This window comes from Stenotrophomonas lacuserhaii, from assembly GCF_014836545.1.
In the GTDB taxonomy this organism is placed as follows: domain Bacteria; phylum Pseudomonadota; class Gammaproteobacteria; order Xanthomonadales; family Xanthomonadaceae; genus Stenotrophomonas; species Stenotrophomonas lacuserhaii.
In genome coordinates this window covers 77,347-103,065 of record NZ_JACSQS010000002.1, presented here as the reverse complement: position 1 = coordinate 103,065, position 25,719 = coordinate 77,347, and the positions used below count along the sequence as shown (strand labels likewise).

21 protein-coding genes and 1 riboswitch are annotated in these 25,719 nt (G+C 66.8%); of the genes, 13 read left to right on the top strand and 8 right to left on the bottom strand.

Annotated elements, in window-relative coordinates:
- From H9654_RS03375 to H9654_RS03355, 5 genes are all read left to right on the top strand, one after another.
- The gene (locus H9654_RS03375; protein WP_191769038.1) at positions 1–468 is read left to right on the top strand and encodes a YiiD C-terminal domain-containing protein; all 468 of its coding nucleotides are present in this window, start codon (positions 1–3) and stop codon (positions 466–468) included.
- A 47-nt stretch (positions 469–515) separates the two neighbouring features.
- Positions 516–944, top strand: coding sequence for a hypothetical protein (locus tag H9654_RS03370; protein WP_101101584.1), 429 nt, complete (start codon positions 516–518; stop codon positions 942–944).
- Positions 945–1,057: 113 nt separating this feature from the next.
- Positions 1,058–1,495, top strand: a complete 438-nt coding sequence (locus H9654_RS03365) for a rhodanese-like domain-containing protein (protein WP_191769037.1) — start codon at positions 1,058–1,060, stop codon at positions 1,493–1,495.
- A gap of 108 nt (positions 1,496–1,603) precedes the next feature.
- Positions 1,604–2,122 (top strand): protein-export chaperone SecB, encoded by a 519-nt coding sequence (gene secB / locus H9654_RS03360; RefSeq protein ID WP_042614716.1) that lies wholly within the window; start codon positions 1,604–1,606, stop codon positions 2,120–2,122.
- A gap of 20 nt (positions 2,123–2,142) precedes the next feature.
- Entirely contained in the window at positions 2,143–3,168 is a 1,026-nt protein-coding gene (locus H9654_RS03355; protein WP_101101582.1) for an NAD(P)H-dependent glycerol-3-phosphate dehydrogenase, read from the top strand.
- 321 nt (positions 3,169–3,489) lie between these two features.
- Here H9654_RS03355 and H9654_RS03350 read toward each other — a convergent pair whose 3' ends face one another.
- Positions 3,490–4,065 carry an OmpO family porin gene (locus tag H9654_RS03350; RefSeq protein WP_182656519.1) on the bottom strand — a complete coding sequence of 192 codons (576 nt, stop codon included), beginning with the start codon at positions 4,063–4,065 and terminating at the stop codon, positions 3,490–3,492.
- Between the two features lie 415 nt (positions 4,066–4,480).
- Positions 4,481–4,678, bottom strand: a complete 198-nt coding sequence (locus H9654_RS03345; RefSeq protein WP_191769036.1) for a hypothetical protein — start codon at positions 4,676–4,678, stop codon at positions 4,481–4,483.
- 108 nt (positions 4,679–4,786) lie between these two features.
- Here H9654_RS03345 and H9654_RS03340 point away from each other — a divergent pair, with 108 nt between their 5' ends.
- The 3 genes from H9654_RS03340 (at position 4,787) to H9654_RS03330 (ending at position 8,465) form a co-directional block, all read left to right on the top strand.
- Complete coding sequence (locus H9654_RS03340) at positions 4,787–5,134, top strand: RcnB family protein (protein ID WP_191769035.1); 348 nt, start codon at positions 4,787–4,789, stop codon at positions 5,132–5,134.
- A gap of 149 nt (positions 5,135–5,283) precedes the next feature.
- On the top strand, positions 5,284–7,023 hold the full coding sequence (locus H9654_RS03335) for an amidohydrolase (protein ID WP_225211850.1): 1,740 nt from the start codon (positions 5,284–5,286) through the stop codon (positions 7,021–7,023).
- 86 nt (positions 7,024–7,109) lie between these two features.
- Complete coding sequence (locus H9654_RS03330) at positions 7,110–8,465, top strand: putative bifunctional diguanylate cyclase/phosphodiesterase (protein ID WP_191769034.1); 1,356 nt, start codon at positions 7,110–7,112, stop codon at positions 8,463–8,465.
- A gap of 107 nt (positions 8,466–8,572) precedes the next feature.
- Here the strand turns inward: H9654_RS03330 and pnuC are convergent, their stop codons facing one another.
- From pnuC to H9654_RS03315, 3 genes are all read right to left on the bottom strand, one after another.
- The gene (gene pnuC / locus H9654_RS03325; RefSeq protein WP_191769033.1) at positions 8,573–9,148 is read right to left on the bottom strand and encodes a nicotinamide riboside transporter PnuC; all 576 of its coding nucleotides are present in this window, start codon (positions 9,146–9,148) and stop codon (positions 8,573–8,575) included.
- Positions 9,145–11,316 carry a TonB-dependent siderophore receptor gene (locus H9654_RS03320; RefSeq protein WP_191769032.1) on the bottom strand — a complete coding sequence of 724 codons (2,172 nt, stop codon included), beginning with the start codon at positions 11,314–11,316 and terminating at the stop codon, positions 9,145–9,147. The genes pnuC and H9654_RS03320 overlap by 4 nt, the downstream gene beginning before the upstream one ends.
- A gap of 67 nt (positions 11,317–11,383) precedes the next feature.
- Positions 11,384–11,479, bottom strand: a riboswitch (TPP riboswitch).
- Between the two features lie 41 nt (positions 11,480–11,520).
- On the bottom strand, positions 11,521–12,657 hold the full coding sequence (locus H9654_RS03315) for a phosphotransferase enzyme family protein (protein ID WP_191769031.1): 1,137 nt from the start codon (positions 12,655–12,657) through the stop codon (positions 11,521–11,523).
- 119 nt (positions 12,658–12,776) lie between these two features.
- Between H9654_RS03315 and H9654_RS03310 the strand changes: the two genes are divergently transcribed.
- Together H9654_RS03310 and H9654_RS03305 are read left to right on the top strand one after the other, a co-directional pair.
- Positions 12,777–15,143, top strand: a complete 2,367-nt coding sequence (locus H9654_RS03310; protein ID WP_191769030.1) for a TonB-dependent receptor — start codon at positions 12,777–12,779, stop codon at positions 15,141–15,143.
- A complete protein-coding gene (locus H9654_RS03305) occupies positions 15,140–17,284 on the top strand; it encodes a phosphocholine-specific phospholipase C (RefSeq protein ID WP_191769027.1) in 2,145 nt (714 codons plus the stop codon). Before H9654_RS03310 ends, H9654_RS03305 begins: the two co-directional genes overlap by 4 nt.
- A gap of 13 nt (positions 17,285–17,297) precedes the next feature.
- Here H9654_RS03305 and H9654_RS03300 read toward each other — a convergent pair whose 3' ends face one another.
- A complete protein-coding gene (locus tag H9654_RS03300; RefSeq protein ID WP_191769025.1) occupies positions 17,298–17,936 on the bottom strand; it encodes a response regulator in 639 nt (212 codons plus the stop codon).
- 117 nt (positions 17,937–18,053) lie between these two features.
- Between H9654_RS03300 and H9654_RS03295 the strand changes: the two genes are divergently transcribed.
- Positions 18,054–21,251, top strand: coding sequence for an ATP-binding protein (locus H9654_RS03295; protein ID WP_191769023.1), 3,198 nt, complete (start codon positions 18,054–18,056; stop codon positions 21,249–21,251).
- Here H9654_RS03295 and H9654_RS03290 read toward each other — a convergent pair.
- Positions 21,248–21,631, bottom strand: a complete 384-nt coding sequence (locus H9654_RS03290) for a c-type cytochrome (protein ID WP_191769021.1) — start codon at positions 21,629–21,631, stop codon at positions 21,248–21,250. The genes H9654_RS03295 and H9654_RS03290 overlap by 4 nt on opposite strands.
- A gap of 7 nt (positions 21,632–21,638) precedes the next feature.
- Positions 21,639–23,315, bottom strand: coding sequence for an electron transfer flavoprotein-ubiquinone oxidoreductase (locus H9654_RS03285; RefSeq protein WP_191769019.1), 1,677 nt, complete (start codon positions 23,313–23,315; stop codon positions 21,639–21,641).
- Positions 23,316–23,857: 542 nt separating this feature from the next.
- On the opposite strand from H9654_RS03285, the gene H9654_RS03280 reads away from it, so the two are divergent.
- Positions 23,858–24,454, top strand: coding sequence for a polymorphic toxin type 15 domain-containing protein (locus H9654_RS03280; RefSeq protein ID WP_191769017.1), 597 nt, complete (start codon positions 23,858–23,860; stop codon positions 24,452–24,454).
- On the top strand, positions 24,444–25,607 hold the full coding sequence (locus tag H9654_RS03275) for an acyl-CoA dehydrogenase family protein (RefSeq protein WP_191769015.1): 1,164 nt from the start codon (positions 24,444–24,446) through the stop codon (positions 25,605–25,607). Before H9654_RS03280 ends, H9654_RS03275 begins: the two co-directional genes overlap by 11 nt.
- Positions 25,608–25,719: the final 112 nt, after the last annotated feature.

Sequence of the window (25,719 nt, the reverse complement as noted above, 5' to 3'; positions counted from 1 at the left end):
ATGTCCGTCGAACCCGTTTCCTCCTCGCTGCTGGTCCTGCAACAGGTGCTCGACAGCATGCCGCCGGTGCGGGCTATGCAATTGCGCCTGGAAAGCTACACCGATGGCCAGCTGCAGCTGACCGCGCCCCTGGCGGTCAACGTCAATGACAAGGGCAACGCCTTCGGTGGCAGCCTGGCCTCGGCCATGACCCTGTCCGGCTGGGCCCTGGTGACCCTGCGCCTGCGGCTGGCCGGCTTCGAAGCGGAGGTGTACGTGGCCGACAGCCAGCTGCGCTACCGCGCCCCGGTGTACGGCGACCTGCATGCACAGGCGCAGATCGACCCGGACAGTGACTGGGACACCTTCCTGTCCACGTTCAAGCAGCGCGGCAAGGCGCGGATCGGCGTGGTCGCGGTGCAGCCCGGGACCGATGGCAAGCCGGCCGCTGAACTGAGCGGTCGTTTCGTTGCCTTCGCCAAAGGGTAGGATGGCAGGCTGATGCCTTGGGGAACAGACCGTTGAAGCACCTGCACATGCGCCGCCTGATCCAGTTGTTGATGCTGTCCAGCCTGCTGGTCGCCTCGTCCATGACGATGGCCGCCGATTTCAGCCGCAAACAGCGCACGATGCTGGAAGAGACCCAGAACGCCTACGGATCCACCATCCGCTGGGGCAGCATGGAAGACGCCGTCGGCTATCTCGACCCCGAACGGCGCAAGACCAACCCGCCCACCGAATTCGAGCTCAACCGCTATTCGCAGCTGCGCGTTTCGGCCTACCGCGAACGCAGCACCGCGTCCCTGCCGGATGGCACGGTGGAGCGCCGTGTGGAAATCGGCGTGATCAACATCAACACCCAGGCCGAGCGCCTGGTGACTGTGGTGGAGCGCTGGCGCTGGGATCCCGAAGGCAAGCGCTGGTGGCAGTTCAATGGCCTGCCGGACCTGTGGCAGGGGCATTGAGGCCCGCTGTGGCCGATCGCCGGCGGCCGGGCTGACGCCGGAAATCGCCGCTGGAATCCCGCGCCCATCGCCTTGTGCGACAATCGGCGCCCGCTTATCGACCCGTGACCTGCGTGAATTACGAAGAGTTGGTGGCCTTTGCAGGCCGAAACCCCATGCTGTCGGCCGCCCTGGTGGGCCTGACCGCCGCGATCATCGTCACTGAAATCCGCCGTCTGTTCCGTGGCTACAAGTCGCTCAAGCCTGCCGAGCTGGTGCAGCTGATGAACGCCGGCGACGCCGTGGTGGTGGACCTGTCTGCCAGCAGCGACTTCGAGAAGGGCCACATCGCAGGCAGCAGGAACGTGCAGGCCAGCCAGTTCGGCCCGGAGCACAAGCTGGTGGCTGCGGCCAAGCAGCGCCCGGTGGTGCTGGTATGCCGTGCCGGCACCGCATCCGAAGCCGCTGCCAAGACGCTGAAGAAAGCCGGTTTCGAGCAGGTTTCCGTGCTCGACGGTGGCTTGCCGGCGTGGCAGCAGGCAGAACTTCCGCTGGTCAAGGGCCGTCATTGACCTGATGGCGCAGGCAGGGGTTGTGCACTGCATGACCCGCCCCCATCGCTGTTGATGCAACATACCGATCAAACATAACGTTCAACGAATAATCTGGAGCAACAGGAAATGTCCGAAGAAAACACCAACGGCGCCGTCGCGCCGGTCGACGCCGCCAACGGCCCCGCGTTCACCGTCGAAAAGATCTACGTCAAGGACGTTTCCTTCGAATCGCCGAATGCTCCGAGCATCTTCAACGACCAGGTGCAGCCGGAACTGCAGCTCAACCTGAACCAGCAGGTTCAGCGCCTGGGCGAGAACGCCTTCGAAGTCGTGCTGGCCGTTACCCTGACCTGCAAGGCCGAAGACCGCACCGCGTACGTGGCCGAAGTGAAGCAGGCCGGCGTGTTCGGCCTGGTTGGCCTGGACCCGCAGTCGATCGACGTGCTGCTCGGCACCCAGTGCCCGAACATCCTGTTCCCGTACGTGCGTTCGCTGGTCAGCGACCTGATCCAGGCTGGCGGCTTCCCGCCGTTCTTCCTGCAGCCGATCAACTTCGAAGGCCTGTACGCGGAAACCCTGCGCCAGCGCCAGGAGCAGGGTGAAGCGTCTTCGCTCGCCAACTCCGAGCCGGCCGGCAACGCCTGATCGGCGTTCTGACCCCGCGCATGAGCGATAACGCTGACAAAGTAGCCGTACTCGGCGCCGGTTCCTGGGGAACCGCGCTGGCCAGCCTGCTCGCCCGGCATGGTCTTCGGACCGTGCTGTGGGGACGCGACGCGGCGATGGTGGAAGCCATCGACCAGCGCCACGAGAACACCCGTTACCTGCCGGGCATCCCGCTGCCGGAGTCGCTGCGTGCGACCACCGACATGGCGCAGGCCGTGGAAGGCGCCGCGTGGATCCTGGTCGTGACGCCGTCGCATGCGTTCAACGAAACGGTGACCGCGCTGGCGCCGCTGCGTCCGGCCGGTGCCGGCGTGGCATGGGCGACCAAGGGCTTTGAACCCGGCTCGGGCCGCTTCCTGCATGAAGTAGCGCGCGAAATCCTCGGCGATGACGTGCCGCTGGCCGTGGTCACCGGGCCGTCGTTCGCCAAGGAAGTCACCCAGGGCCTGCCCACCGCGATCACCGTGCACGGCGACGTGCCCGAGTTCGCCCAGGCCGTGGCTGAAGCCATGCACGGTCCCGCCTTCCGCGCCTACACCGGCGATGACATGCTGGGAGCCGAGTTGGGCGGTGCGATGAAGAACGTGCTGGCCGTGGCCACCGGCGTTGCCGATGGCATGCAGCTGGGCCTGAACGCACGTGCCGGCCTGATCACCCGTGGCCTCAACGAGATGCTGCGCCTGGCCGCGGCCATCGGTGCCAAGCCGGAAACCCTGATGGGCCTGGCCGGACTGGGCGACCTGGTGCTGACCTGCACCGGCGACCTGTCGCGCAACCGTCGCCTGGGTCTCGCCCTGGGTCGCGGGCAGACGCTGCAGGATGCCATCCGCGAAATCGGACAGGTGGTGGAATCGGTGCAGACCGCTGACGAAGTGATGCGCCAGGCGCGTCGTTACGGCATCGACCTGCCGATCTCCGATGGCGTCCGTGCCGTGCTGCACGGCGAACAGACCCCCTCCGAAGGCCTGCGCACCCTGTTGGCGCGTGAGCAGAAGCCGGAGTATCCGGACACGCTGTTCAAGTGACCCGAGCAGGGCTCGCCTGATCTGACCTGACGAACCCCGGCCAACGCCGGGGTTTTTCTTTGCCGGTAGTGCCAAGCCATGCACGGCGACTGCTTGCGGAAAGTTAAAGAGTGGGCGGGATTTTTTTACCTTTTCGTCTCAAAAGTTAAAAAGCCAACCGCTCGATTTCCATACCGGTGCGTCAGGCTCATCAAAGCCAAAAAAAAGAGCCCGACCAAAGGCCGGGCTCCGTGGGCGTGTGGGAGAGAGGTCACACGCCGTTTCGCACTTACCACCACACCATTCTTTCAACTACGTATTACGCACTAACGACAGGCGTTCTTACCAGGTGAAGCGCGGACCGACGAACCACTCGCGGTCACCGGCCTTGGCCAGCTTCACTTCGCCACTCAGGCCCCAGTTCTGGTTGAACTTGGCGGTGGCGCCGACGCGGCCGTAGAACTCGCCGTCCGGATTGATGCCGTGCTTCTCGCTGAAATCTTCGTAGCCGGCCAGCGCATAGCCTTCGATCATCGGGGTGAACGCAGTACGCACGCCGACTTCGGTCGAATAGCCATTGAAGTCCAGGCCACGCTTCGGATCGAACTTCTGGTACGCGACGCGGGCCACCAGGTCGGTGGTCGGCGCGATGCCGTAGTTGTAGCCGACACCCAGGCGCCACTGATCGACGTCAGCGTTGCTGCGCTCGGTTTCCTGCGCGCTGTAATCACCAAAGATGTGGAAGTTCGGATGCACCGCGACCGAACCCTTGACACCCCAACCGTCGGCATCGCCGCCACGGGCGTCGGTGTTCACGTAACCGCCTTCCACGTAGTTGTAGGACAGGCCATCAGCGGCGGAGGCCGCGAACGGCATGGCAACCACGAGACCCAGGGCCAGCAGGGAAATCTTGTTCATCGGGACACTCACACCTTTCTTGTTTTGGTAGATCGGACGAGCCTGAAAAACCCGTTCGACAGGTGTGAATTATCCGTTTGCCACCGCAATCGCTCCTGAATATTGAACTGACTGGTACATGAACTTGGTCCCCGTTCAGGGAACTAAGGCACTGGCTTGTGGGGCGAACACACCCGGAGCAGCGGCCTGGTAGCTACTGCGGGCAGCGTCGGCTGGACCACCGCGATGCGCAGGCACTGTTGGACGGCGAGGAAGCGCGTGCGTTGGTCTGGCGCCGCATGGAGGAGGCTGCGCGGCCATTGATGACGCTGCGAATCCACACATGACGCTGGCGGCACCTTCGTAGCCCCGCGCCATCCCGATTATTCATCATAAGGAATCGAGGCGACAGACAGTAATTCCGTATAGGGAATTATTACGGTGGATTTTCAAGAACGGCGACAACAGGCGTCCCCGTGAGGCCCAACAACTGGATATCGGCCATTTCGCCCAGTTCTACGGGCTGCACGAGCAGGCGTCTGCGTTGATCCGACCCGATGGATATCTTGCCGGGACGTTCGCCCACGATGAGCTCGCCGCGCTTCAGGACCACCTGGACCGATACTGCTGCCACCAAGCAGGTCTGTTTCGTGATCAGTGAGCCCGCTTGGTCTCTTTCACGTCAGCTGATCTATATTCGGCCCCAACAGGCCGCACGCCGCGGCCGGGGCGGGAGATTTCCATGACAAGCGCACGACTGCTGGGCGTTGCATTGACCACGGCGGCACTGCTGGCCGTGGCCCCGGCCTGGGCCGACCCGCCGCATCACGCCAAGGGCAAAGGCCCCCCTGCCCATGCCGGTGGACCGCACAACCGTGAAGCGCCGCCGCCCGGCTGGCAGAAGAAGGCGTGGCGGCGGGGTGAGCGCCTGCAATGGGCGGAGGTGGATCGTCGCTACTGGGTCGACGATTACGCCCACTACCGGCTGCGCGATCCCGGGCGCGGGGAGCGTTGGGTCCGGCAGTCCGACAGCGAGTATCTGCTGGTGGAAATCGCCACCGGCTTGATCATCGACGCCCTGCATCGGTGATCCAACACGCATGAGCGACGAGGCGGCTGGCCGGATCGACGCATCGCTCCGCCCAGCGCCAGGCAGTTCCCTGAAGACACCATCGGCGCGCTCTTTCCGCAACGGCTGCGTTGGCGGATACCGCGCTGGATCCCGCTCGGAGAACCAAGATGAAACGTCTTGCCACGGGTCTATCCGTCCTGCTTCTGTCCGGCTGTGCGGGCTCCGCGCCCAACCCGGTTTCCGCGCCCGCCGCGATGGCCACCGCGCAGGATGCCGCCGACGTCATCTACTTCGGCGGTGACGTCGTCACGGTGAACGACGCGCAACCCACGGCAGAGGCGGTGGCGATCAAGGACGGCAGGATCCTTGCCGTTGGCCGCCTGCAGGACCTGGTCGCCCGCGCACAGGGCACCGGCACGCAGCTGATCGACATGGCAGGAACCACGATGCTGCCGGGTTTCATCGACCCGCACAGCCACTTCCTCAACGCCATGACGATGGAGGACCAGGCCAACGTCACCGCCCCGCCGGTGGGTCCGGCCAGCACGGCCGCCGAGATCGTCGCTGAACTCCAGCGCTTCGCGAAAGCGAAATCCAAGGCGCCCGGTGACCTGGTCATGGGCTATGGGTACGACGAGAACCTGCTTCCCGGCGACCACCCGCTGACCCGCGATGACCTGGATCCGGCGTTCCCGGACACTCCCGTGGTCGTCGTGCACGTGTCCACCCATGGCGCGGTGCTCAACTCGGCCGCGCTGAAGAAGTTCGGTATCACGGCCGCCACGCCCACGCCGCCCGGCGGTATCATCGCGCGCCGGCCCGGCACCCGCGAGCCGACCGGGCTGCTGATGGAAACGGCCTGGATCTCCCTGCACGAACAGATGCCCGTTGCTTCGCAGGAACAGGAGCCGCGCCAGCTCCGCTATGCGCAGGACCTGTACGCCGCCGCAGGGGTCACCACCGCCCAGGACGGCGCCACGATGGCTGCACAGGTGGAGGTGCTGAAGCGCGCGGCGGACCGCGGTGAGCTCTTCATCGACATCATCTCCTACCCCTTCATCGGCGAACTGGAGAAGGTCCTGCAGGCACACCCCGCCAGGACATTCGGTCACTACGACAAGCGCTTCAAGCTGGGGGGCTGCAAGATCATGGCCGACGGTTCGCCGCAGGGCAGGACGGCCTACTTCACCACGCCGTACCTGACCGGCGGCCCCGGCGGCGAAACAGACTGGAAAGGGGAGCCCACCTTTCCGCGGGACATCCTCGATGGCATGTTCAGGACCTGCTATGACCAGGGGCTTCAGGTCATCGCCCACGCAAACGGCGACGCTGCCATCGACACCGTCCTCGGCGCGCATGCGGCCGCCACCGCCGGCACCGCACCCAAGGACCGTCGCACGGTGGTCATCCATTCCCAGTTCGTCCGCCGGGACCAGCTGCAGCAGTACGTGGACCATCAGCTGATTCCCTCGTTCTATACCGAACACACCTTCTTCTTCGGGCAGGCGCACATCAAGAACAGAGGGATCGCGCAGGCATCGTTCATCAGCCCGATGAAGACGGCCATCGCGATGGGGCTCAAGCCGACCAATCACACCGATTTCAGCGTCGCGCCGATCGATCAGATGATGGTGGTGTGGTCAGCAGTGAATCGCCGACTACGAAGCGGAGACATCCTGGGGCCCGATGAACGGATCAGTCCCTTGGACGCACTCAAGGCGATCACGCTCCATGCCGCCCACGCGTACTTCGAAGAAGCGGAAAAGGGTTCGATCGAACCGGGAAAACTGGCCGACCTGGTGATTCTTGACGGCAACCCGCTCACGGTCGACCCGGGCGCGATCAAGGACATCAAGGTGGTCGAGACCATCAAGGAGGGCAGGACGATCTACCGGGCGGGATCATGACCGATCTCCGGGCATCGCCAGCCCCGAACGTGGGTAACACCTGCAACGCTGCACCAGTACCATGACGGAAAAAAAAGGGATCTTGCATGCTCGAGACAGGAAGTGCGCGAAGCAGCCGGGAATGGGTCACCCGCAAGTTCCCCGATCACTCCCAATGGCCGCGCGTAAAGCGTCTGCTGCACCTTGGCGGGATGGTCTGCGTGCTGCATGGCGTGGCATGGGCGGCCTACTACGGCAGTCATGGCATGCTCGTGCTGGCCTGCGTGCTGTGTGCGCTGATCCTGGTGGGTGTGGGGTGCTTTGTCATCGCCAACCGGCGCGACCGGCTGCCGATCGTGCTCATCGCGCACGTACTGCTGCTGATGACCATCTTCGTCAGCCTGGCGGAAACGCCTACCCTGGCGGCGGCACGTTCCACCCACCTGTTCCTGCTGCCGATTGGTGCGGCGACCTTCTTCCTGTTCCGCAGCGAAGGCGTCTACCTGCGCTGGATCCTGCCGACGCTGTGCGTGGTCGCGCTGGCCTGGCTGGCGATCAGCCCGGCCAGCCTGGGTGCCGGCCTGGAACTGCTCTCCGACACCGTGCGCCGGGTCCGCCATGGCCTCAATACGGTGACGGCCATGGCGTTGACCGTCGGGGTGCTGGCGATCTTCCGCGAAGACTTCAGCACCCAGATGGACCAGTATGCCGCGCTGGTGCGTGGCATCGCGCAGCGCGAACTGCGCGGCTACCTGCAGCCGCAGGTGGCGCTCAACGGCCAGGTCGTGGGTGCCGAGCTGCTGCTGCGCTGGGACCGGCCCGGGCACGGGCTGCAGTCGCCCGCCAATTTCATTCCGCTGGCCGAGCAGACCGGGCTGATCCACGAAATCGGGCTGATGGCGCTGCGCCGTGCGTGCGTGCAGCTGGCCGCATGGGCCACGCTGCCGGGCGTCAGTACGTGGGTACTGTCGGTGAACGTGAGTCCGCTGCAGCTGGCCTCGGACAGCTTCGTCAACGACGTGCGCGCGATCTTGCGTGGCACCGGGGCGCCGGCCAACCGGCTGCGCCTGGAGATCACCGAATCCGCTCTCGCCCACGACCACGCGCAGATCGCTTCCACGATGAACGCCCTGCGCGAGGACGGCGTCTCCTGGTCGCTGGATGACTTCGGCACCGGCTTTTCGTCGCTGTCGCTGCTGCAGGTATTGCCGCTGGATGAGCTGAAGATCGACCAGACGTTCGTAAGCGGGATGGGCGGGGACGCCAGCCATCGCGAACTGGTGCGCAAGATCATCGAGATCGCCGCCATCCTGGGGGTGTCCACCGTGGCAGAAGGCGTGGAAACCGAGCAGCAGCGCGCGTGGCTGGCCAGCATGGGTTGCCGGGTGTTCCAAGGCTATCTGTTCGGCCGGCCAGTGCCGGCCGATGACTTCCATGCCGCGCATGTGGCGCCGCTCGTGTGAGCGGCGCTACCCGGCTGGGGTTCGCAGCATGCCCTTGGTAGCGCCGAGCCATGCTCGGCGGGGGCATCGTGACGCGGCAACGAACGGCCGCCGAGCATGGCTCGGCGCTACCGGTATCCCGGCTGGCGGGCGCTGGCCGACCACGAGCGCACGCCCAGCATCGCCAAGCCGATGAACACCACGTACAGCGCGGCGGTCACGTGCAGTGACTTGAACAGGTACACGCCGATATAGATCACATCGACGAAGATCCATAGCCACCACGCTGCTACGTGCCGGCGCGCCTGCCACCACTGCGCGACCAGGCTCAGCGCCGCCAGCAGCGCATCCAGCCACGGAATCGCCGCGTCGGTGAGGGTGTGCATGCCGGCACCGAGCGCCAGCCCGAAGGCCACGCCGATGCCAAGATCGCGTACTACATGACGCGCCGGCAACGGCACGATGCTCACCCGGCCATCGGCCTGCGCGCTGTGCCGCCAGCTCATCCAGCCGTACACCAGGAAACCACCGAACACGACCTGCAGCAGCGTGTCCGAATACAGGCGCGCCTCGGCGAACACCAGCGCATACAGCGCCACCGAGGCCAGCCCGATCGGCCAGCCGATCAACCGCCGCCGGGTCATCAGCCACACACCGGCGATGCTGAGCGCCGCGGCCGACCATTCCAGCAGTTCGGCGTTCATAGCGCGATGGTGACCGACAGGCGCGCCTGCCGTGGTGCGCCGGCGAACAGGTAGTAATCGCCGGCGCTGCTGCCGGTATCACGCCAGTAGAATTTGTCGAACACGTTGTCCACTGACAGCCGCCAGGTGACCGGCTGCTGGCGCAGCGTGTGCTGGTAGCGCAGGCCCAGGTCGACCACGCTGTAGCTGGGCGCGCGCACGCTGCCATCCACCGTGGCGGTGTTGGATGAGGCATAGCGCCAACCGCCGGTGATGCCCACACCGGCGACGAACGGCAGCGCGTAGTCCAGCTGCACGGCGGCCCGCGTCTTTGGCACGTTGACCAGCTGGTGACCCTCATAGGCGGCGGTGGCGGTATCGCGTGCACGTGCCTGCAGCACGCTGGCACTGGCCGTAACCAGCAGCTGTCCGGTAATGCGTCCGTTGGCGGTCAGCTCCAGCCCGGTGTGGGTCTGCTGGCCTTCCTGCACGAACGTGTATCCGGCATCGCTGTCATCGGCACGGGCGTACTGGAAAGGCTGGCTGGTGCGGAAGAGCGCGGCCCCCAGGGTCAGCGCATCGGTGGCGCCGTACTTGATGCCCACTTCCAGCTGGCGCGACAGCACCGGCGGCAGGAACTCGCCGTCGTTGGAGGTCCAGAACGGGGCCTCCTGCCCCAGCGAAATGCCGCGCACGTAGCTGACGTAGGCGTTCACTTGATCGGTCGCGTTCCAGATCAGCGCGGTCTGCGGCAGGAAGCGTGAGATCCGGCTGTGCCGTTCCGGGTTGCCGCGCTTGTCGTAGGCACGTTCGTCCAGCCGCACCATGCGCCCACCGGCCAGCCACTGCCAGTCATCGCCGAAGCGCATGCGGTCCAGCACGAACAGGCCATCCTGGCGGCTGTCCAGTCGACGCACGGAGGCACCGGGCTGCAACGGGGAAGGCGCGAACACCGGTACCTGCGGGTCATGGATGTTGGCGGTGCCGACGTACCCGTTGACGTTCTGCCGCTTGTCCACCGTGCGCCGGAAGGTATCGGCGCCGATGCTCAACTGATGGGTGACGCGGCCGGTGTCGACGCTGCCGCGCAGTTCGGCGCGCAGTTCCTGGTTGACCCGGGTGTCGTCCGGGCTGCGGTAATCGTAGATGTCATAGTCGCCGTTGGGCGCGAAGTAGTTGCCCGGCACGCTGCCGTCGGCGCACTGCGCGGCGTAATAGCAACCGTAGGCGAAGGCCACGTTGTCATCGATCACCGAACGGCTGTGGCTGGCCGACACCCGCGATTGCCAGCGCGGCCCCAGCTCAAAGGTATGCAGGGCGGTCAGGTTGGTACTGGCGATGCCGACCGGCTGCTGCCACGGCTGGTAACCGAGCATCTTCGAGCGGTCCACGCCGCGCGGCAGCTCGGTTGCGCCCAGCAGCTGGAAGCCCGATGCCGAGCGCTGTGCGCTGGTCTGGTAGTTGGCATCCACTTCCAGCTTGCCGCGTTCGCCGATCAACCAGTCCGCGGCCAGCGAATAGAAGTTGCGCCGCCCGTCGGCGTGGTCGATGTAGGACGCGCTGTCTTCCCATGCGGCGTTGACGCGCACGCCGAAGCGCGGGGTCAGCCAGTGGCCCACGTCCACCGCGGTGTAACGGGTGCCTTCCGAATCGGTACCCAGGGTGACGGTGCGCACTTCGGCGGTGCGCTTGCCGACGTAGTTGATGATGCCGCCCGGCGCCATCACGCCGGCAGCCAGCCCGGCTTCGCCCTTCAGGATTTCCACCTGCTGGATGTTCTCCAGCGCGATGCGCTGCTCACCGGTGGTGGCCAGGCCATTGAAGCGGTAGCCGGTGGCGGTATCCAGCGCAAAGCCGCGGATGGCGATGTTCTGGTAGTAGCCGACCGGCGCGTAGCTGTCGCCCAGCGAGGCATCGTTGGCGGCCACTTCGCTCAGCGTGCGCACCTGGCGGCTGTCCAGCAGGGTGCGGTCCAGCACGTTCACCGAGGCCGGGGTGTCCTTCCAGCTGGCCGCACCGAAGCTGCTCGACGGCGTGGTGGCGGCCGGAGCCTGCTGGGCCTGCACCCGCACGGCAGCCAGTTCGGTCGGTGAGCGATCGGGGACATCGGCAAAGGCATCGGCAGCGTGCAGCGGCAGCACGGCACAGAGGGCAATGGTCATCAGCGTGGGGCGCAGGCAGCGGTTCATTCGATTCGTCATCAACAGGAAGAAAGACGAAGCGACGGCGCGCGCGCAGTGACCCGATGGGTCCATGTGCTTGCAGCTCAAAGCTCCCTACGCCGGTGCAAACCGGATCAGGTTCCAAGGGACTCTCTCAGCCTGGTCAACCCAGGCACCCCCGCTTCAGGCGCTCATTTCACACCAAAACGGCTGAAGAAGCGAATCAGCCGCTCAGGCGGCGCCGCGCAGGGTGGCCAGCAGGCCCTGGCCGGCGGGCGTGCGGAACCAGTCGGCGTGGCCAAGCAGGAAGGTCCGGTAGGCCACGTCGGCGTTGGCGCGGGAGCCGGTGATGGCGTGGAAATACTCAACTTCAGACAGCGCGAAATCCAGGTGCACCACGGGCAGCAGGTCGGCCAGCAGCCGGACCTGGTCGGACGACAGCGCACGCGCATCGCGGTAGCCGACCAGCAGCGCCAGTGCGATGTCACCGCGCACCGCCTGCGCGCTACGGTCCAGTTGCAGCCACGCGATGGCATTGCGCTCGATGGCCGTGGCCAGGTCGTACAGCGCGCTGGTGGGTGAGGCCAGCCCGAAATCGAGCACGCTGCTGACCGTGGTGACGCCGCTGCCGGTCTGCCACAGCAGGTTGGACACATGCCAGTCGTTGTGTCCCCACAGGCGAGGCTCGGCGGCCAGCCGCGTGGCGAGCCCCATGTGCCAGGGCAGGATCGCGCGCTGCAGCTCGGCCTGCCACGGCGTGTCGGCCAGGTAAGCGGCCAGCTCGGGACGGTCGGGCAACTGCGCGATGAGCGCCGCGATCGGGTCCTCGGCGCGGATCAGATCATCGCGGGCCACCAACAGGTGCGTGGCCCGCTGCGGTGCGTGGAAGCTCTCCGAAGCGGTGTGCAGCAGGGCCAGCATGCGGCCGGCCTGCCAGGCCTGCTCCACGCTGGACGGTGGCGTCCACGAGGGCACATCGCGGTACAGGTCCTGGCCGGTGCCTTCGGCATGCACTTCGAAGGTCCAGTCGCCGTGCTCGAGTGCGGTCGCGCCATTCTGATCGGCAATGACCTGCACCACCGGCAGGCCCTGCGCGGCCAGATGGGCGATGAAGCGATGTTCTTCGGACACCACCGCGGCGCTGCGCACGCTGCAGTGGTGGCGCTTGATGAAGAACCGTCCGTGTGGGCCCTGCACGAGCGCGGCCGCGGAAAACGGCCGCGGGCTGTGCCACAGCAACCGGCAGTCACCCTGCAGCTCCACGAAATGCTGCTGCAGCCACGTGATCTCGCCGGCGCTGATCGCAGGCCAGTCGGCTGGGACCTCGTCGTTGTCGAGACCTTGGACGTGGTGGGCGGGAGTGGTCATGGGCAGGCTTCAGCAGGGACGACATGGTACTCCGACGACGCGGCTGCGCTCTGCGATGTCATGTCCACGTCATTCCCCCTGCCAATACTCCGGCGGACCCCACCCCATGAACCGACCCGATGCCTGCTCCCCGACTCCGCCGTTTGCCCCGCGCCTCCCTGCTCAGTGTGATGCTGCTGCCCGCCCTGCACGCCTATGCCAATGACGCAGCGCCTGTAGACGATGCGCGCACGCTCGACCAGGTGCAGGTGATCGGCCAGGCCACCAGCTATGCCAAGACGTCGGTCAGCAAGGAAACCATCAACCGGCAGACCATCCTGAGCAGCGTCAACAACGCGCTCAACGAGCTGCCCGGCGTGGTCGTCAGCGAGGCCGATGCCACCGGTTCGTCGGTGTGGGGCACGCAGATCAGCATGCGCGGTTTCGTCACCAATCGCGATACGCAGCAGATCGGCACCACCATCGATGGGCTGCCCAACGGCGGGTCCGGCTATGGCGGTGGTTCGCTGGCCAACCGCTACATCGACACCCTGGACCTGGAAACGGTGGAGGTCAGCCAGGGCACGGCGGATATCTCATCGCGTTCCAACGAAGCGCTGGGCGGAACGCTGAATTTCCTCACCAGCGATCCGCTGCAGGAACAGCGCGTGCGCTTCGTCGTTGGCGGCGGTGACAACGATGCACGCAAGTATTACGCACGCTTCGATACCGGCCTGCTGGCCGGCCACACCCGCGCCTGGATCAGCGCTTCGTCGGCCGAGGTACGTGACTGGATCGACGGTAGTGGACGCACCAGCAACGACCACGTGGCGGCCAAGTTCGTCACCGAACTGGATCGCTGGACGCTGACGGGGTATGCCTCCTACAACGATGCCAACGAACCGGAATACACCAGCGTTTCGCCGGCCAGCTTCGCCACCAACCCCGAACGTGATGGCCTGGTCGGCAACCTGACCGGCATCCCGAACCTGGACCAGAACTTCCGCTCCGGCTCGCGCGCGCTGCGCGAAAACACCTTCGGCTACCTGCGCGCGGCGTTCGATGGCGGCAATGGTTTCAAGGCCAGCGTGGCTGGCTACGCGCACAAAATGGAAGGGCGGGGCGACTGGCTGCCGCCCTATCTGGTGCAGGCGCGCGAAGATGGCGGGGGAAATCCGGAGTCCGAGTACCGTGGCGGCGACACCGTGTACGGCGGGTCCGCGCTGGGCCAGTTCTATTTCGTCAATCCCGATGGCAGCGCCGCGCAGGTGATCCCAGGATGCACGCCGCGTGCCGGATTCACCGCCGACTACGATCCCAACTGCTACGCCGCAGGCGTGCAGGGCGTTCAATCCTATCGCCACTCGCACTACGACAACGATCGTGCCGGCTTCACCGCCGACGTGGAATGGAAGCAGGATTTCGGCCGCATCGACAACACCGTGCGCGGTGGCGTGTGGGTGGAGAACGTGGACCGCAGGGTGCGCCGCGACTGGCACCGTCTGCTCAATGTCGGTACCGATATCTCATTCGACAATGTGCCGTACTGGGTGCAGTTCGAAGACCGTTACAAGGTCGACGAGCAGATGTACTACGTCGAAGACGTGGCCCGCTTCGGTCCGTTCAGTACACGCATTGGCGTCAAGCAGTTCTTCGTCGACCAGAAGCGCCAGCGCACGATCGGCGCGGCGGAGAACGTGCGTTCGGATTCGAAGTCCGATCCGCTGCTGTCCGCCGGTGCCACCTGGACGCTGCCGGTGCAGGGCCTGGAAGCGTTCGCCGGTTACTCGCAGAATTTCGCCGCCATTCCGTCCGGCGTGCTCGGCGAGACCGACGCACAGCGCTTCGCGCGGGTGGAGCCGGAAACCGCGGACAACATCGAACTGGGCCTGCGCGTCAGCCGCTGGCCGCTGACCGGCTCCATCACCCTGTACAACATCAAATTCGACAACCGCATCGTCTATCTGCCCGCGCGACTGGCCGACGGTATTGATTACCTGGACGAAACCGATGGCGTCTACGAGAACTTCGGTGGGGTGGAAAGCACCGGCGTGGAAGCCGCGCTCGGTTACGGCTGGGACAACGGTTGGCGCATCAACGGGGCCTACACCTACAACCGCTCTGAATACCTGGGCAGCGGCAACGCCGCGCGCGATGCCGAACTGGGCATCGTCGACGGCGCCGATGTGATCGGTCAGCCGCGCCATATCCTGGTGATGTCGGCCGACTGGCAGGGTGAAAGCTGGAACTTCGGTGTGTCCGGCCGCTACCTGGGCGAGCGTTACCTGGATGCGTCCAATGTCAACAAGCTGCCGTCAGCCACGGTGTTCAACGCCAACATCGGCTTCGATCTGCAGGACCTGTCGCCCAAGCTGAAGGGCGTGGGCGCCAGCTTCGTGGTCAGCAACCTCACCGACCGCCGCTACCTGTCCGGCGTGGATGGCAGCGATACTGCGTTCATCGGTGCGCCGCGCACCGTGGGCTTCTCGGTACGGGTAGATCTGTGAGCGAACAGCCGCACACGCCGCACGACATCGGCCGCCGCCGCCTGCTGCAGGGCGGCGTAGCGGCCGGCATCGCCGCGTTGCTGCCGAGCATCGCGCGCGCGGCGGCGATCGCCCCGGACGCGCGCACGCGCAGCCTGCAGGACCTGCAGCACATCGTGGTGCTGATGCAGGAAAACCGCTCGTTCGACCATTACTTCGGCACCCTCCCGGGCGTGCGTGGTTTCGGTGACCGTTTCGTGCCGCCGGCGCCCCCTCTGGGGCCTGGCCAGCCGGCGCGCACGCTGTGGCTGCAGCCCAATGCCGCCGGTACCCACGGCATCGCGCCGTTCCCGCTGGATACCGCCGCGCACTTCGGCCACATGCGGGTGGAGGGCACCCCGCACACCTGGCCCGATGCACAGAAGGCGTGGGACCACGGGCGCATGGCGCACTGGCCTGCGGCCAAGCAGGACCACGCGATGGGCTATTACCAGCGTGCCGACCTGCCGTTCCAGTTCGCCCTGGCCGAGGCCTTCACCGTCTGCGATGCCTACCACTGCGCGATGCAGGCCGGCACCAACCCCAACCGGCTGTTCCTGTGGACCGGCCACAACGATCCGCACGCCCTTGGCGGCGGGCCCGCGGTGGCCAACTCGCACGACAACTTCCCGGAGCTGGGCGGCCACCCCGCGTCCTACACCTGGACCACCTACGTCGAGCGGCTGCAGCAGGCAGGCGTGGACTGGCGCATCTACCAGGACATGGCCGACAACTTCACCGACAACCCGCTGGCGGGCTTCGAAGCATTCCGACTGGCCTGGCGGAACGCACCCGGCCATGACACCGAACTGCGCGAACGCGCGGTCAGCACGCGCGGACTGGACCAGCTGCGCAAGGACGTGCTGGACGGGCGCCTGCCGCAGGTCAGCTTCCTGATTGCCGATGCCGCCGGCAGCGAGCACCCCGGGCCCTCCAGCCCGGCCCAGGGCGCGGCCTATACCGCGCAGGTACTGGACGCCCTGACCGCCGATCCGGCGGTCTGGAGCCGCACTGCGCTGCTGGTGATGTTCGACGAGAACGATGGCTTCTTCGACCACATGCCGCCGCCGGCGCCGCCCTCGGCCGACACCACGATGGCGGGTGGATGGGCCGGCGCTTCGGTGGTGGACACTGAAGGCGAATACCACCGGCATCCTTCGCCGGGCAATGAGAAGCAGGACGAAGCCGTGCTGCGTGGCCGCCCCTATGGGCTGGGGCCGCGCGTGCCGATGTACGTCATTTCCCCCTGGAGCCGCGGTGGCTGGGTGGATTCGCAGGTTTACGACCACACCTCGGTGATCCGCCTGATCGAGCGCCGCTTCGGCGTGGCCGCGCCGGATATCTCAGCGTGGCGGCGCGCGGTGTGTGGCGACCTGACCGCGGCGTTCGACTTTTCGCAGATCGACAACCGCCCGTTCGCGCACGCATTGCCGGCCACGGCCGCAACCGCCGCGCGCGCCGCCGCCTTGCCCGCGCGTACCGTGCCGGTACCTCCGCAGGCCTTGGAGCTGGCGCGCCAGGAGCCCGGCGTGCGCCCCTCCCGCGCGCTGCCCTACCGCCCCGGCGTGGCCATCCAGACCGACCCGCAGGCCGCCGAAATCCGCCTGACGCTGGCCTGCGAGGGGGCTGCCACCGTGCTGCACGTCTACGACCTGCTGCGCCTGGATGCGCTGCCGCGTCGCTACACCGTAGGCCCGGGCAAGCAGCTGCAGGGCAGCTGGCCGCTGCATGCAGAACAGGGCTACGACCTGTGGGTGCTCGGCTCCAACGGCTTCCATCGGCGTTTCCGCGGCAGCGCCCAGGCGCCGATGCCGGTCGAAACGGAGATCGAGCGTGTCGCAGATGGCATGGTCCTGCAGCTGCGCAACCCCGGTTCGGCGCCCGTGTCGGTGGCGGTGCGCGGGGCGGCCTATCCGGGCCTGATGCCGGAGCGATCACTTTCGCTGGATGCCGGTGAAGCGGCGCGCATCACCTGGCCGGCGGCTCCAACGGGCGCCTGGTACGACCTGCAGGTGCAGCAGCCGGGTGCCCGCCAGCGGCTGGCCGGGCGCGTGGAAAACGGCCTGCCCGGCAGCAGTGATCCGGCCTTGGGCACTGCACCGCTGCGGTTCGAGGTGGGATGAAAACGGTGCGGAATTACAGTTGGCCGTTGCGCAGGTAATCGAACAACTGCGCATCGCTGTTCAACCCCAGCTTCAGCATCGCATCGCCCTTCTGGCGGCTGATGGTGCTGGCACTGCGATGCAGCAGCGTGGCGATCTCCTTTACCGTCATGCCCTTGCCGAGCAGGCGCAGTACCTCCACTTCGCGCGGTGACAGCGGGCGGCCTTCGCCTTCCACCATCGCGCTGCTGCCTGCTGCTTCCACGCGTTCCTTCAATGACAGGCTGACGTAGGGCAGGCCACGGTGGACCGTGCGGATGGCGATGGGCAGTTCGTCCATCGACGATCCCTTGTCCACCAGCCCCAGCACGCCGGCGTCGCGCACCATGCGCAGGATCGCCAGGTTGCTGGACACGCTGAGCATCAGCACCGGCAACAACGGATAGCGTCGACGGATCATGCTGATCATCGCAAAGCCATCCGGCACGGTGCTGTCCGGCATCGAGTAGTCGGTGACCAGTACATCGCAGGGATGGGTGGACAGGTAGGCCAGCAGGTCCTGCGCGGTGGCGGCTTCGGCCACGACTTCGCCGACGCCGCTGCCGTGGATGACCGACCGGGCGCCGATGCGAACCACGGGGTGGTCGTCAGCGATGATGATGCGAAGCGTCATGCTCTAGTATGGCCCCGGGTGACATGGGTTGGGTGGAAAGCAGGCATCGACGATATCCCTATTCTAAGGAGAGCGAACCTGGTGCGCACGATCCTGGCTCACTGTCGAGGATGCGGCATGGGCATCCTGCTGTCGCTGTTGCCTGCGGTGGCATGGGCCGCGCCCCCCGCGTCGCGGGCCGAGGCACCGTCACCTGCACGGCCCCACGCGGTTCTGTCGGTGGGGGTCTACGACAGCGGCTGGCCGCCGTTCGAGTTCGTCGAAGGGGACAGGGTACGCGGGCTGGGCCCGGACACGCTGGCCGATCTTGCGAGGCGGATGGGCGTGAGGCTGGACTACCGTCGCTATCCGGACTGGGCGCAGGTGCTGGAAGCCGCCTGCCGGGGCGATATCGACGTGGTGATGAACGTATCGCCGAGCACGTCCACGGACCGGTGCCTGGCCTACAGCATGCCGTATGCGACCGCGCCGTTGGCCGTGGTGGGGCGCAGCGATGACCTGCGCGCGTCCAATGATCCGGACCTGGCCGGCCTGCGCGTAGTGAGCGAGCAGGGCTTCCTGACCCAGGCGCAGATCCGCACCCGCTTTCCCGCCGCGCGCCAGTTGCTTGCAGCGCACACGCTGGATGCGCTGCGGATGGTGGCGCGGCAGGAGGCGGATGTGTTCATCGGCAACGCCTACGTCGCCAGCCAGCTGATCAATGACTCGGCGTTGCAAGGCATCACCCTGTTGCGTCCGATCGACATGGAGCTGGATACACTGCACTTCGGCGTGCCGCCGTCCCGGCCGCAGCTGGTGGAAGCGCTGGACCAGGCGATGTCGCAGCAGCCGGCATCGGTGCGTGCAGGCATTGCCGCGCGCTGGTTGCGCGTGCCGGTGTGGTCTGCGCCGGCGCGGCAGGCACTGGACCAGGTAGAGCGTCGGGCATTGTCCACGCCGCTGCGTACCGGCTTTGCGCCCAATGCCGCACCGCTCTCCTTCACCGATGCCGAGGGCCGGCCTTCCGGGCTTGCCAGTGACTACCTGCAGCGGCTGCGGCAGGCCGGTGCCACGCTCACCCCCGAACCCAGCCACGACTGGTTCGACCTGCGCGAGAAAATGCGCCGTGGCCGCATCGATGCGGTGATGGGCGTGCCCAACGATTCCCGTTACCTGGGCGAGGGCTGGGTGTTCAGCCAACCCTTCATCAGCGTGCCCAATGTCATCGTGACCGGGGCCGGCAGCGGCAGCGTGCTGGACATGGACGACCTGGCCGGCAAACGCGTTCTGTTGTCCGATCCCGAACGGCTGCGCCTGCCGGTGCTGCAACGTGCGCCGGAGGCGCGCATCCTCGCCGCGCGCAGCGCGGAACAGGCCCTGCAGCGGCTGCTCGATGGCGAAGCACAGGCCTACATCGGCAATCTGGCGATCGTCGACCGGCTGCTGCGCGAACGCTTCCCCGGCCAGTTGCAGGTGACTGCACCGGCGGGCTTCGACGATGACCTGTCATTGGCGGTCAAACGCGAGCACGCCGGGCTGGCAACACGGTTTGATCGCCTGCTGCAGGAAATGGGCCCACGCGAGCGCGAGGCGCTGCGCAACGACTGGCTGGCGGTGGCCTACCAGGGCGGCATCGACTGGCGAAAGATGGCGCGCTGGGGCATTCCGATCACCCTGGTGCTGTTGACCGCGCTGCTGGTGCACCTGCTGGGCTACTGGCGGCTGCAGCGGGAAGTGACCAGCCGTCGGCGACTGGAAAAGCGCCTGGCCGACGTCACCGGCAACCTGCCCGCAGTGGTGTACCAGATGCGCCGCGCGGCCGATGGCGGTCTTGATTTCCCCTACGTCGCCGGCGACATGCAGCCGCTGTTCGGTATCGACCACGACAAGGCGATGGCCTCCGGGCAGGCGGTGCTGGACGCGATCGATGCGCGTGACGTAGCCGACGTGCAGGCCGCCATCGAACGGGCGGCGCGCGATTTCCTGCCCTTCGAGCTCGAGTTCCGCACCGTCGGCATGCCGCAATCGCCGCGCTGGGTACGCAGCCAGGCCCAGCCGTACGCGGCCGATGCCGGGATGGTCACCTGGAGTGGATACTGGGTGGACATCAGTGAGGCGCGCGCGCAGGCCGACGCATTGGAAGCGGCGATGGCCGCGGCCGAGCAGGCGGCCGAGGCGAAGGCCCGCTTCCTGGCGACCATGAGCCACGAAATCCGCACGCCGATGAGCGGCGTGCTGGGGATGCTGGAGATGCTTGCCCATACGGCTCTGCAACCCGCCCAGCGCACGCAACTGGAGGAAGCGGAATCGGCCGCGCAGTCGCTGCGGCAGATGCTGGACGACATCCTCGACTACGCCAAGATGGATGCCGGTGCACTGCGCCTGGATCCGTTGCCATTGCCGTTGCGCCCGCTGCTGGAATCGCTGCAGCAGCGCTACGCCAGGCAGGCCGCGGCCAAGGGCCTCGGCCTGCGGCTGGAACTCGACGTGCGGCTCGCGGCCACCCACGAGGTGGACGGACTGCGCCTGCGACAGGTACTGGAGAACCTGCTGGACAATGCCATCGCCTTCACCAGCGAAGGGGAGGTGGTGCTGCGCGCGGAGGTGCTGGAAGGAAGTTCGCCGAGCCTGCAGGAACTGCGCCTGCAGGTCATCGACAGCGGCATCGGGATGCAGCCACGACAAGTGCAGGCGTTGTTCCAGCCATTCACCGAGGTAGACCCCGCCGCGCCGCACCACCAGGGTGGCATCGGCCTGGGACTGACGCTCTGCCAGCGTCTGGTGCAGCTGATGGGCGGCCGCCTGCTGGTGCACAGCGTGGCGGGAAAGGGAACCGAGGTCGACGTGCTGCTGCCGCTGCCGGTGGCCAGCGATGATGACCTGGTGGCCAGTGCGCCGGGGCCGGGCAGCGTCCCGCCGCTGCCGGTGCACCTGCGCACGGCGCGGGTCCTGGTGGTGGAAGACCACCCCACCGCGCAGGCGATGATGGCCTGGCGCCTGCAGCAACTTGGTGTATCGCACGCGGTGGCGGGCGATGGCCGGGAAGGGCTGGAACTGCTGGCCGCCTCCGCCTTCGACATGGTGATCAGTGATTGCCGCATGCCGGTCATGGATGGCTATGCGTTCACCCGCCTGCTGCGCGAGCGCGAACAACGCCAGGGCGTTGGGCGCCTGCCCGTGGTGGCTTTGACGGCCAGCCTGCTGGAGCAGGACCTGCGGCGTTGCCGTGAAGCGGGCATGGATGAAGTGCTGACCAAGCCGTTGTCGCTGGCCCAGCTGAGGCAGTGCCTGCTGCGCTGGTTGCCGGCCTCGCCGGTGGGCGCGGCCGGCGCCTAGCGCGCGTTCTGCTGCAGGTATTCGATGACCAGCCGGCGCCGCTCCGGATCCGGGAACGCGTTGTACATGCGCGTGCCCGGCACGCTGGCGCCCGGTGAACGCAGGAAGGCGTCCAGCGTCTGTTCGCTCCACACGATGTCCGCTGCACGCATGCCATCGGAGTACGCATACCCGGCCAGGCTGCCTGCGCGCCGTCCGAACACGCCGTGCAGGTTGGGGCCATAGCGGTGGATGCCACCGGCGTGCACGGTATGGCAGCCGGCGCAGATGGCGAAGGCGCGCTCGCGTTCCAGCGCGGCGGCCTGCTCCGGATCCTGCGGCGCAGGCACGCCACAGGCGCTCAACGCGACGATGCTGGCCAACAACAGCAGGATCCGCATCGTCGCATCACATGCCGGCGTAGTTCGGGCCGCCGCCACCCTGCGGGGTCACCCACACGATGTTCTGGGTCGGGTCCTTGATGTCGCAGGTCTTGCAGTGCACGCAGTTCTGCGCGTTGATCTGCAGGCGCTGATCGCCCTCGCTGCCGACGAATTCGTACACCCCGGCCGGGCAGTAGCGCGCTTCGGGTCCGGCGTACTCGGCCAGGTTGACCTCTACCGGAATACGGGCGTCCTTCAGCGTCAGGTGGCTGGGCTGGTCTTCGGCATGGTGGGTGCTGCTCAGGAACACCGAGCTGAGCTTGTCGAAGGTCAGCACGCCATCCGGCTTGGGATAGTCGATCCTGGTGTGCTGTGCCGCCGGCTCCAGGCAGGCGTGGTCCGGGGTGCTGTGGCGCAGCGTCCACGGCGCGTTGCGGATGCCCAGCTTGGGCAGCAGCCACTGCTCGATCCCGGTCATCAGCGTGGCCACCGCCTGGCCCTTCTTGAACCACTGCTTGAAGTTCTTGGACTGCTGCAGCTCGGCATGCAGCCAGCTGGATTCGAACGCCTGCGGATAGGCACTGAGCTCATCGTGCTGGCGGCCCGCGGCGAGTGCATCGAAGGCGGCGTCGGCGGCCAGCATGCCGGTCTTCAGCGCCGCGTGGCTGCCCTTGATGCGGCTGGCGTTGAGGTAGCCGGCTTCGCAGCCGACCAGCGCTCCGCCCGGGAACACGGTTTTCGGCAGCGACAGCAGGCCACCGGCGGTGATCGCCCGTGCGCCGTAGCCGATGCGCTTGCCGCCTTCCAGGTGCGTGCGGATCGCCGGGTGGGTCTTGAAGCGCTGGAACTCTTCGAACGGGCTCAACCAAGGGTTCCTGTAGTCCAGACCCACTACGTAGCCGATGGACACCTTGCCCCCTTCGGCGTGGTACAGGAACGCGCCACCGTAGGTGCTGCCGTCCAGTGGCCAGCCCGCCGCGTGCACCACCAGGCCCGGCTCGTGCTTGGCCGGGTCGATCTGCCACAGCTCCTTGATGCCGATGCCGTACGCCTGCGGATCGCGGCCTTCATCCAGCTTGAAGCGGTTGATCAGCTGGCGGCCGAGGTGGCCACGCGAGCCTTCGGCGAAGACGGTGTACCTGGCGAGCAGTTCCATGCCGCGCTCGTAATTGGGGCCATGGCGGCCATCCTTCTCGATGCCCATGTCGCCGGTGGCCACGCCGATGACTTCACCGTTCGCCCCGTACAGCACTTCGGCAGCGGCGAAGCCGGGGAAGATCGCCACCTCCAGCGCTTCGGCCTGCTGGGCCAGCCAGCGGCCCACTTCGCCCAGGCTGACGATGTAGTTGCCTTCGTTGTGGAAGCACTCCGGCAACAGCGGCTTGGGCGTGGTGCGCGCGCCGGTTTCACTGAGGAACAGGAACTCGTCGCGGGTGACTTTCTGCTTCAACGGCGCGCCGCGCTCGGCCCAGTCCGGGAACAGCTCGGCCAGTGCACGCGGATCCATCACCGCGCCGGACAGCAGGTGCGCGCCCGGTTCGGAGCCCTTCTCCAGCACGCACACCGACAGTTCGCTGCCGGCTTCAATGGCGCGCTGGCGCAGGCGGATGGCCGTGGCCAGGCCGGCGGGGCCGGCGCCGACGACGACGACATCGAATTCCATCACTTCGCGTGGGGGCAGTTCGGTGGCTTCTGCGCTCATGGATGACCTGACTCTTGGGTAGACCGCCCTGCTGCAGGGGCGGTGGTTGCCTTGGAATAACGCACGTGCTGCCACGGCGAAACGGGTGTTTGAATCCATCAGGTTAACGGCTGGCCGACGGATCGGCCAGTTGCCCGGCGCGATGTGGGCTGCATCAATGGCAAGCGGCGCGCTGCGGGCCCGGGATGCTGCAATGCAGCAGGTGTGTCACGTCGCGTGCGAACCGTTGACATCGTCCGGTATAGCGCGCATCGCCTCCAATGTTCGCCTTCATCGTTTGTGTCGAACAATGCGCGTTCTGAGCAGGCCATCGCCCACTGAAACAGCCACTTATTCCTACGCTGTAGCGGACCGTGGGATGAGAGGAATGCGCGATGTCACGCCGGCAGGTCCGCGACGCATCAGGGTTCTACGCGGTGCCTGGCCGCGTAGATCAGAGGGCGGCGCGGCAGGCCCCGGTACGGTGTGGCCACCTGACGTCGGCGCACCTTGCCCTGGTCTGGGTGCTGGCACGCGTGGCGGATTGCCTGGCCGGTGCCGGCATGACCTGCCTGCTTCTGGTTTTCTCCCCGCAGAAGCTCGACCAGGGCAAGTTGGGCGAGCTGGATCGTCAGTTGGCCGGGCAGCAGGCAGGTCTCAACGCGCTGACGGTGGAGGAATACCTCGGCGCGCGCGCGCGCTTCGACCCCCGTGCCCGCGATCCCCAGGTTGCGCGACGTGCGCGCAGCTCATGGCGGAGCAAACTGGCCGCTGCGCATGGTGAGGCGCTTGCCGGGCAAGGCATCGCCCCGGCCGAAGCCGGCGAGCGCGCCGGACTGCTGGCTGATCAGCAGATGCGCAGCCTGCATGCGCTGCATAATCCGGACCGGGTCGTGGGCGGGCACGATCTGATCGGCGACTTCGGCGACGGCCAGGTCAACTGCACCATCGGCCGCCAATGGACGCTGGCACGCAGGGGAGAGATCTCGCCCGTAAAACAGCTGGATGCTGCCGCATCACGGGTGCCGGAGTGGCTGCGCGGAAGCACGCGGATGAACGGGCAGCTGGTACGGGAAGCGCCCGCCGTCCTCGACGCCGCACTGTGCCACCACCACAATGACCTCGATTCCGGCCCACCTGGTGCACCCGATGCGACTTGATCCCTGCGACCTGTTCGATGTGCGTTCCCTGCTCAGCGAAGAAGAGCGCGCCGTGCAGGACAGCGTGGCGCGCTTCGTCGACCAGCGCGTGCTGCCGATCATCGGCGACTGCTTCGACCAGGCGCGTTTTCCCGCTGAACTGGTGCCGGAGATCGCAGCACTGGGCCTGCTCGGCGCGACCCTGCCGGTGGAATACGGCGGTGGGGGCATGGACGCGGTGGCCTATGGGCTGATCTGCCAGGAACTGGAGCGCGGCGATTCAGGCCTGCGTAGTTTCGTGTCGGTACAGAGCTCGCTGTGCATGCATCCGATCTTCGCCTACGGCAGCCAAGCGCAACGCCTGCGCTGGTTGCCGGCGATGGCCCGCGGTGACGTCATCGGCTGCTTCGGCCTGACCGAAGCGCATGGTGGATCGGATCCTTCCAGCATGAAGACACGTGCGGTGCGCGACGGTGACCAATGGCGGCTGGACGGCAGCAAGATGTGGATCACCAATGCGCCCATCGCCGACCTGGCCATTGTCTGGGCGCAGACCGAAGACGGTGTACAGGGCTTCGTACTGGAGCGCGGGATGGAGGGATTCAGCGTGCAGGACATCGGCCGCAAGATGAGCCTGCGTGCATCGTCCACGGGCGCCTTGTTCTTCGACCAGGTCCGGGTGCCGGAGGCCAACCGGCTGGCGGGGGTGGTGGGCATGAAGGGGCCGCTGGGCTGCCTGAACCAGGCGCGGTTCGGCATCAGCTGGGGGCCGATCGGCGCGGCCAGTGCCTGCCTGCGCGAGGCGCTGGCCTACGCCGGCGAACGCGAACTGTTCGGCCGGCCGCTGGCGGCCACGCAGAGCGCGCAGATCAAGCTGGCCGACATGGCCCGGCGGATCACCGGTGCGCAGCTGCTGGCCCTGCAGCTGGGCCGGCTGAAGGAGGCAGGCCGGCTGCAGCCGCAGCAGGTCAGCCTGGCCAAGTGGAACAACTGCCGGATGGCGATCGACATCGCGCGTGAGTGCCGTGACCTGCTGGGCGCGGCGGGGATCACCACCGAGCATGCCGCGATACGGCATGCGCTCAACCTGGAATCGGTGATCACGTATGAAGGTACCGAGACGGTGCACCAGCTGGTGATAGGCCGCGAACTGACCGGCATCAACGCGTTCTGAGGGTATTTTTTTCGCTTGCGCGCGGCATTCGAGCAACGGCAACGGCAAAAGCTTCAGGGCTGCTGGTTTGGCGGGGGGGGGGGGGGGGGGGGGGGGGGGGGGGGGGGGGGGG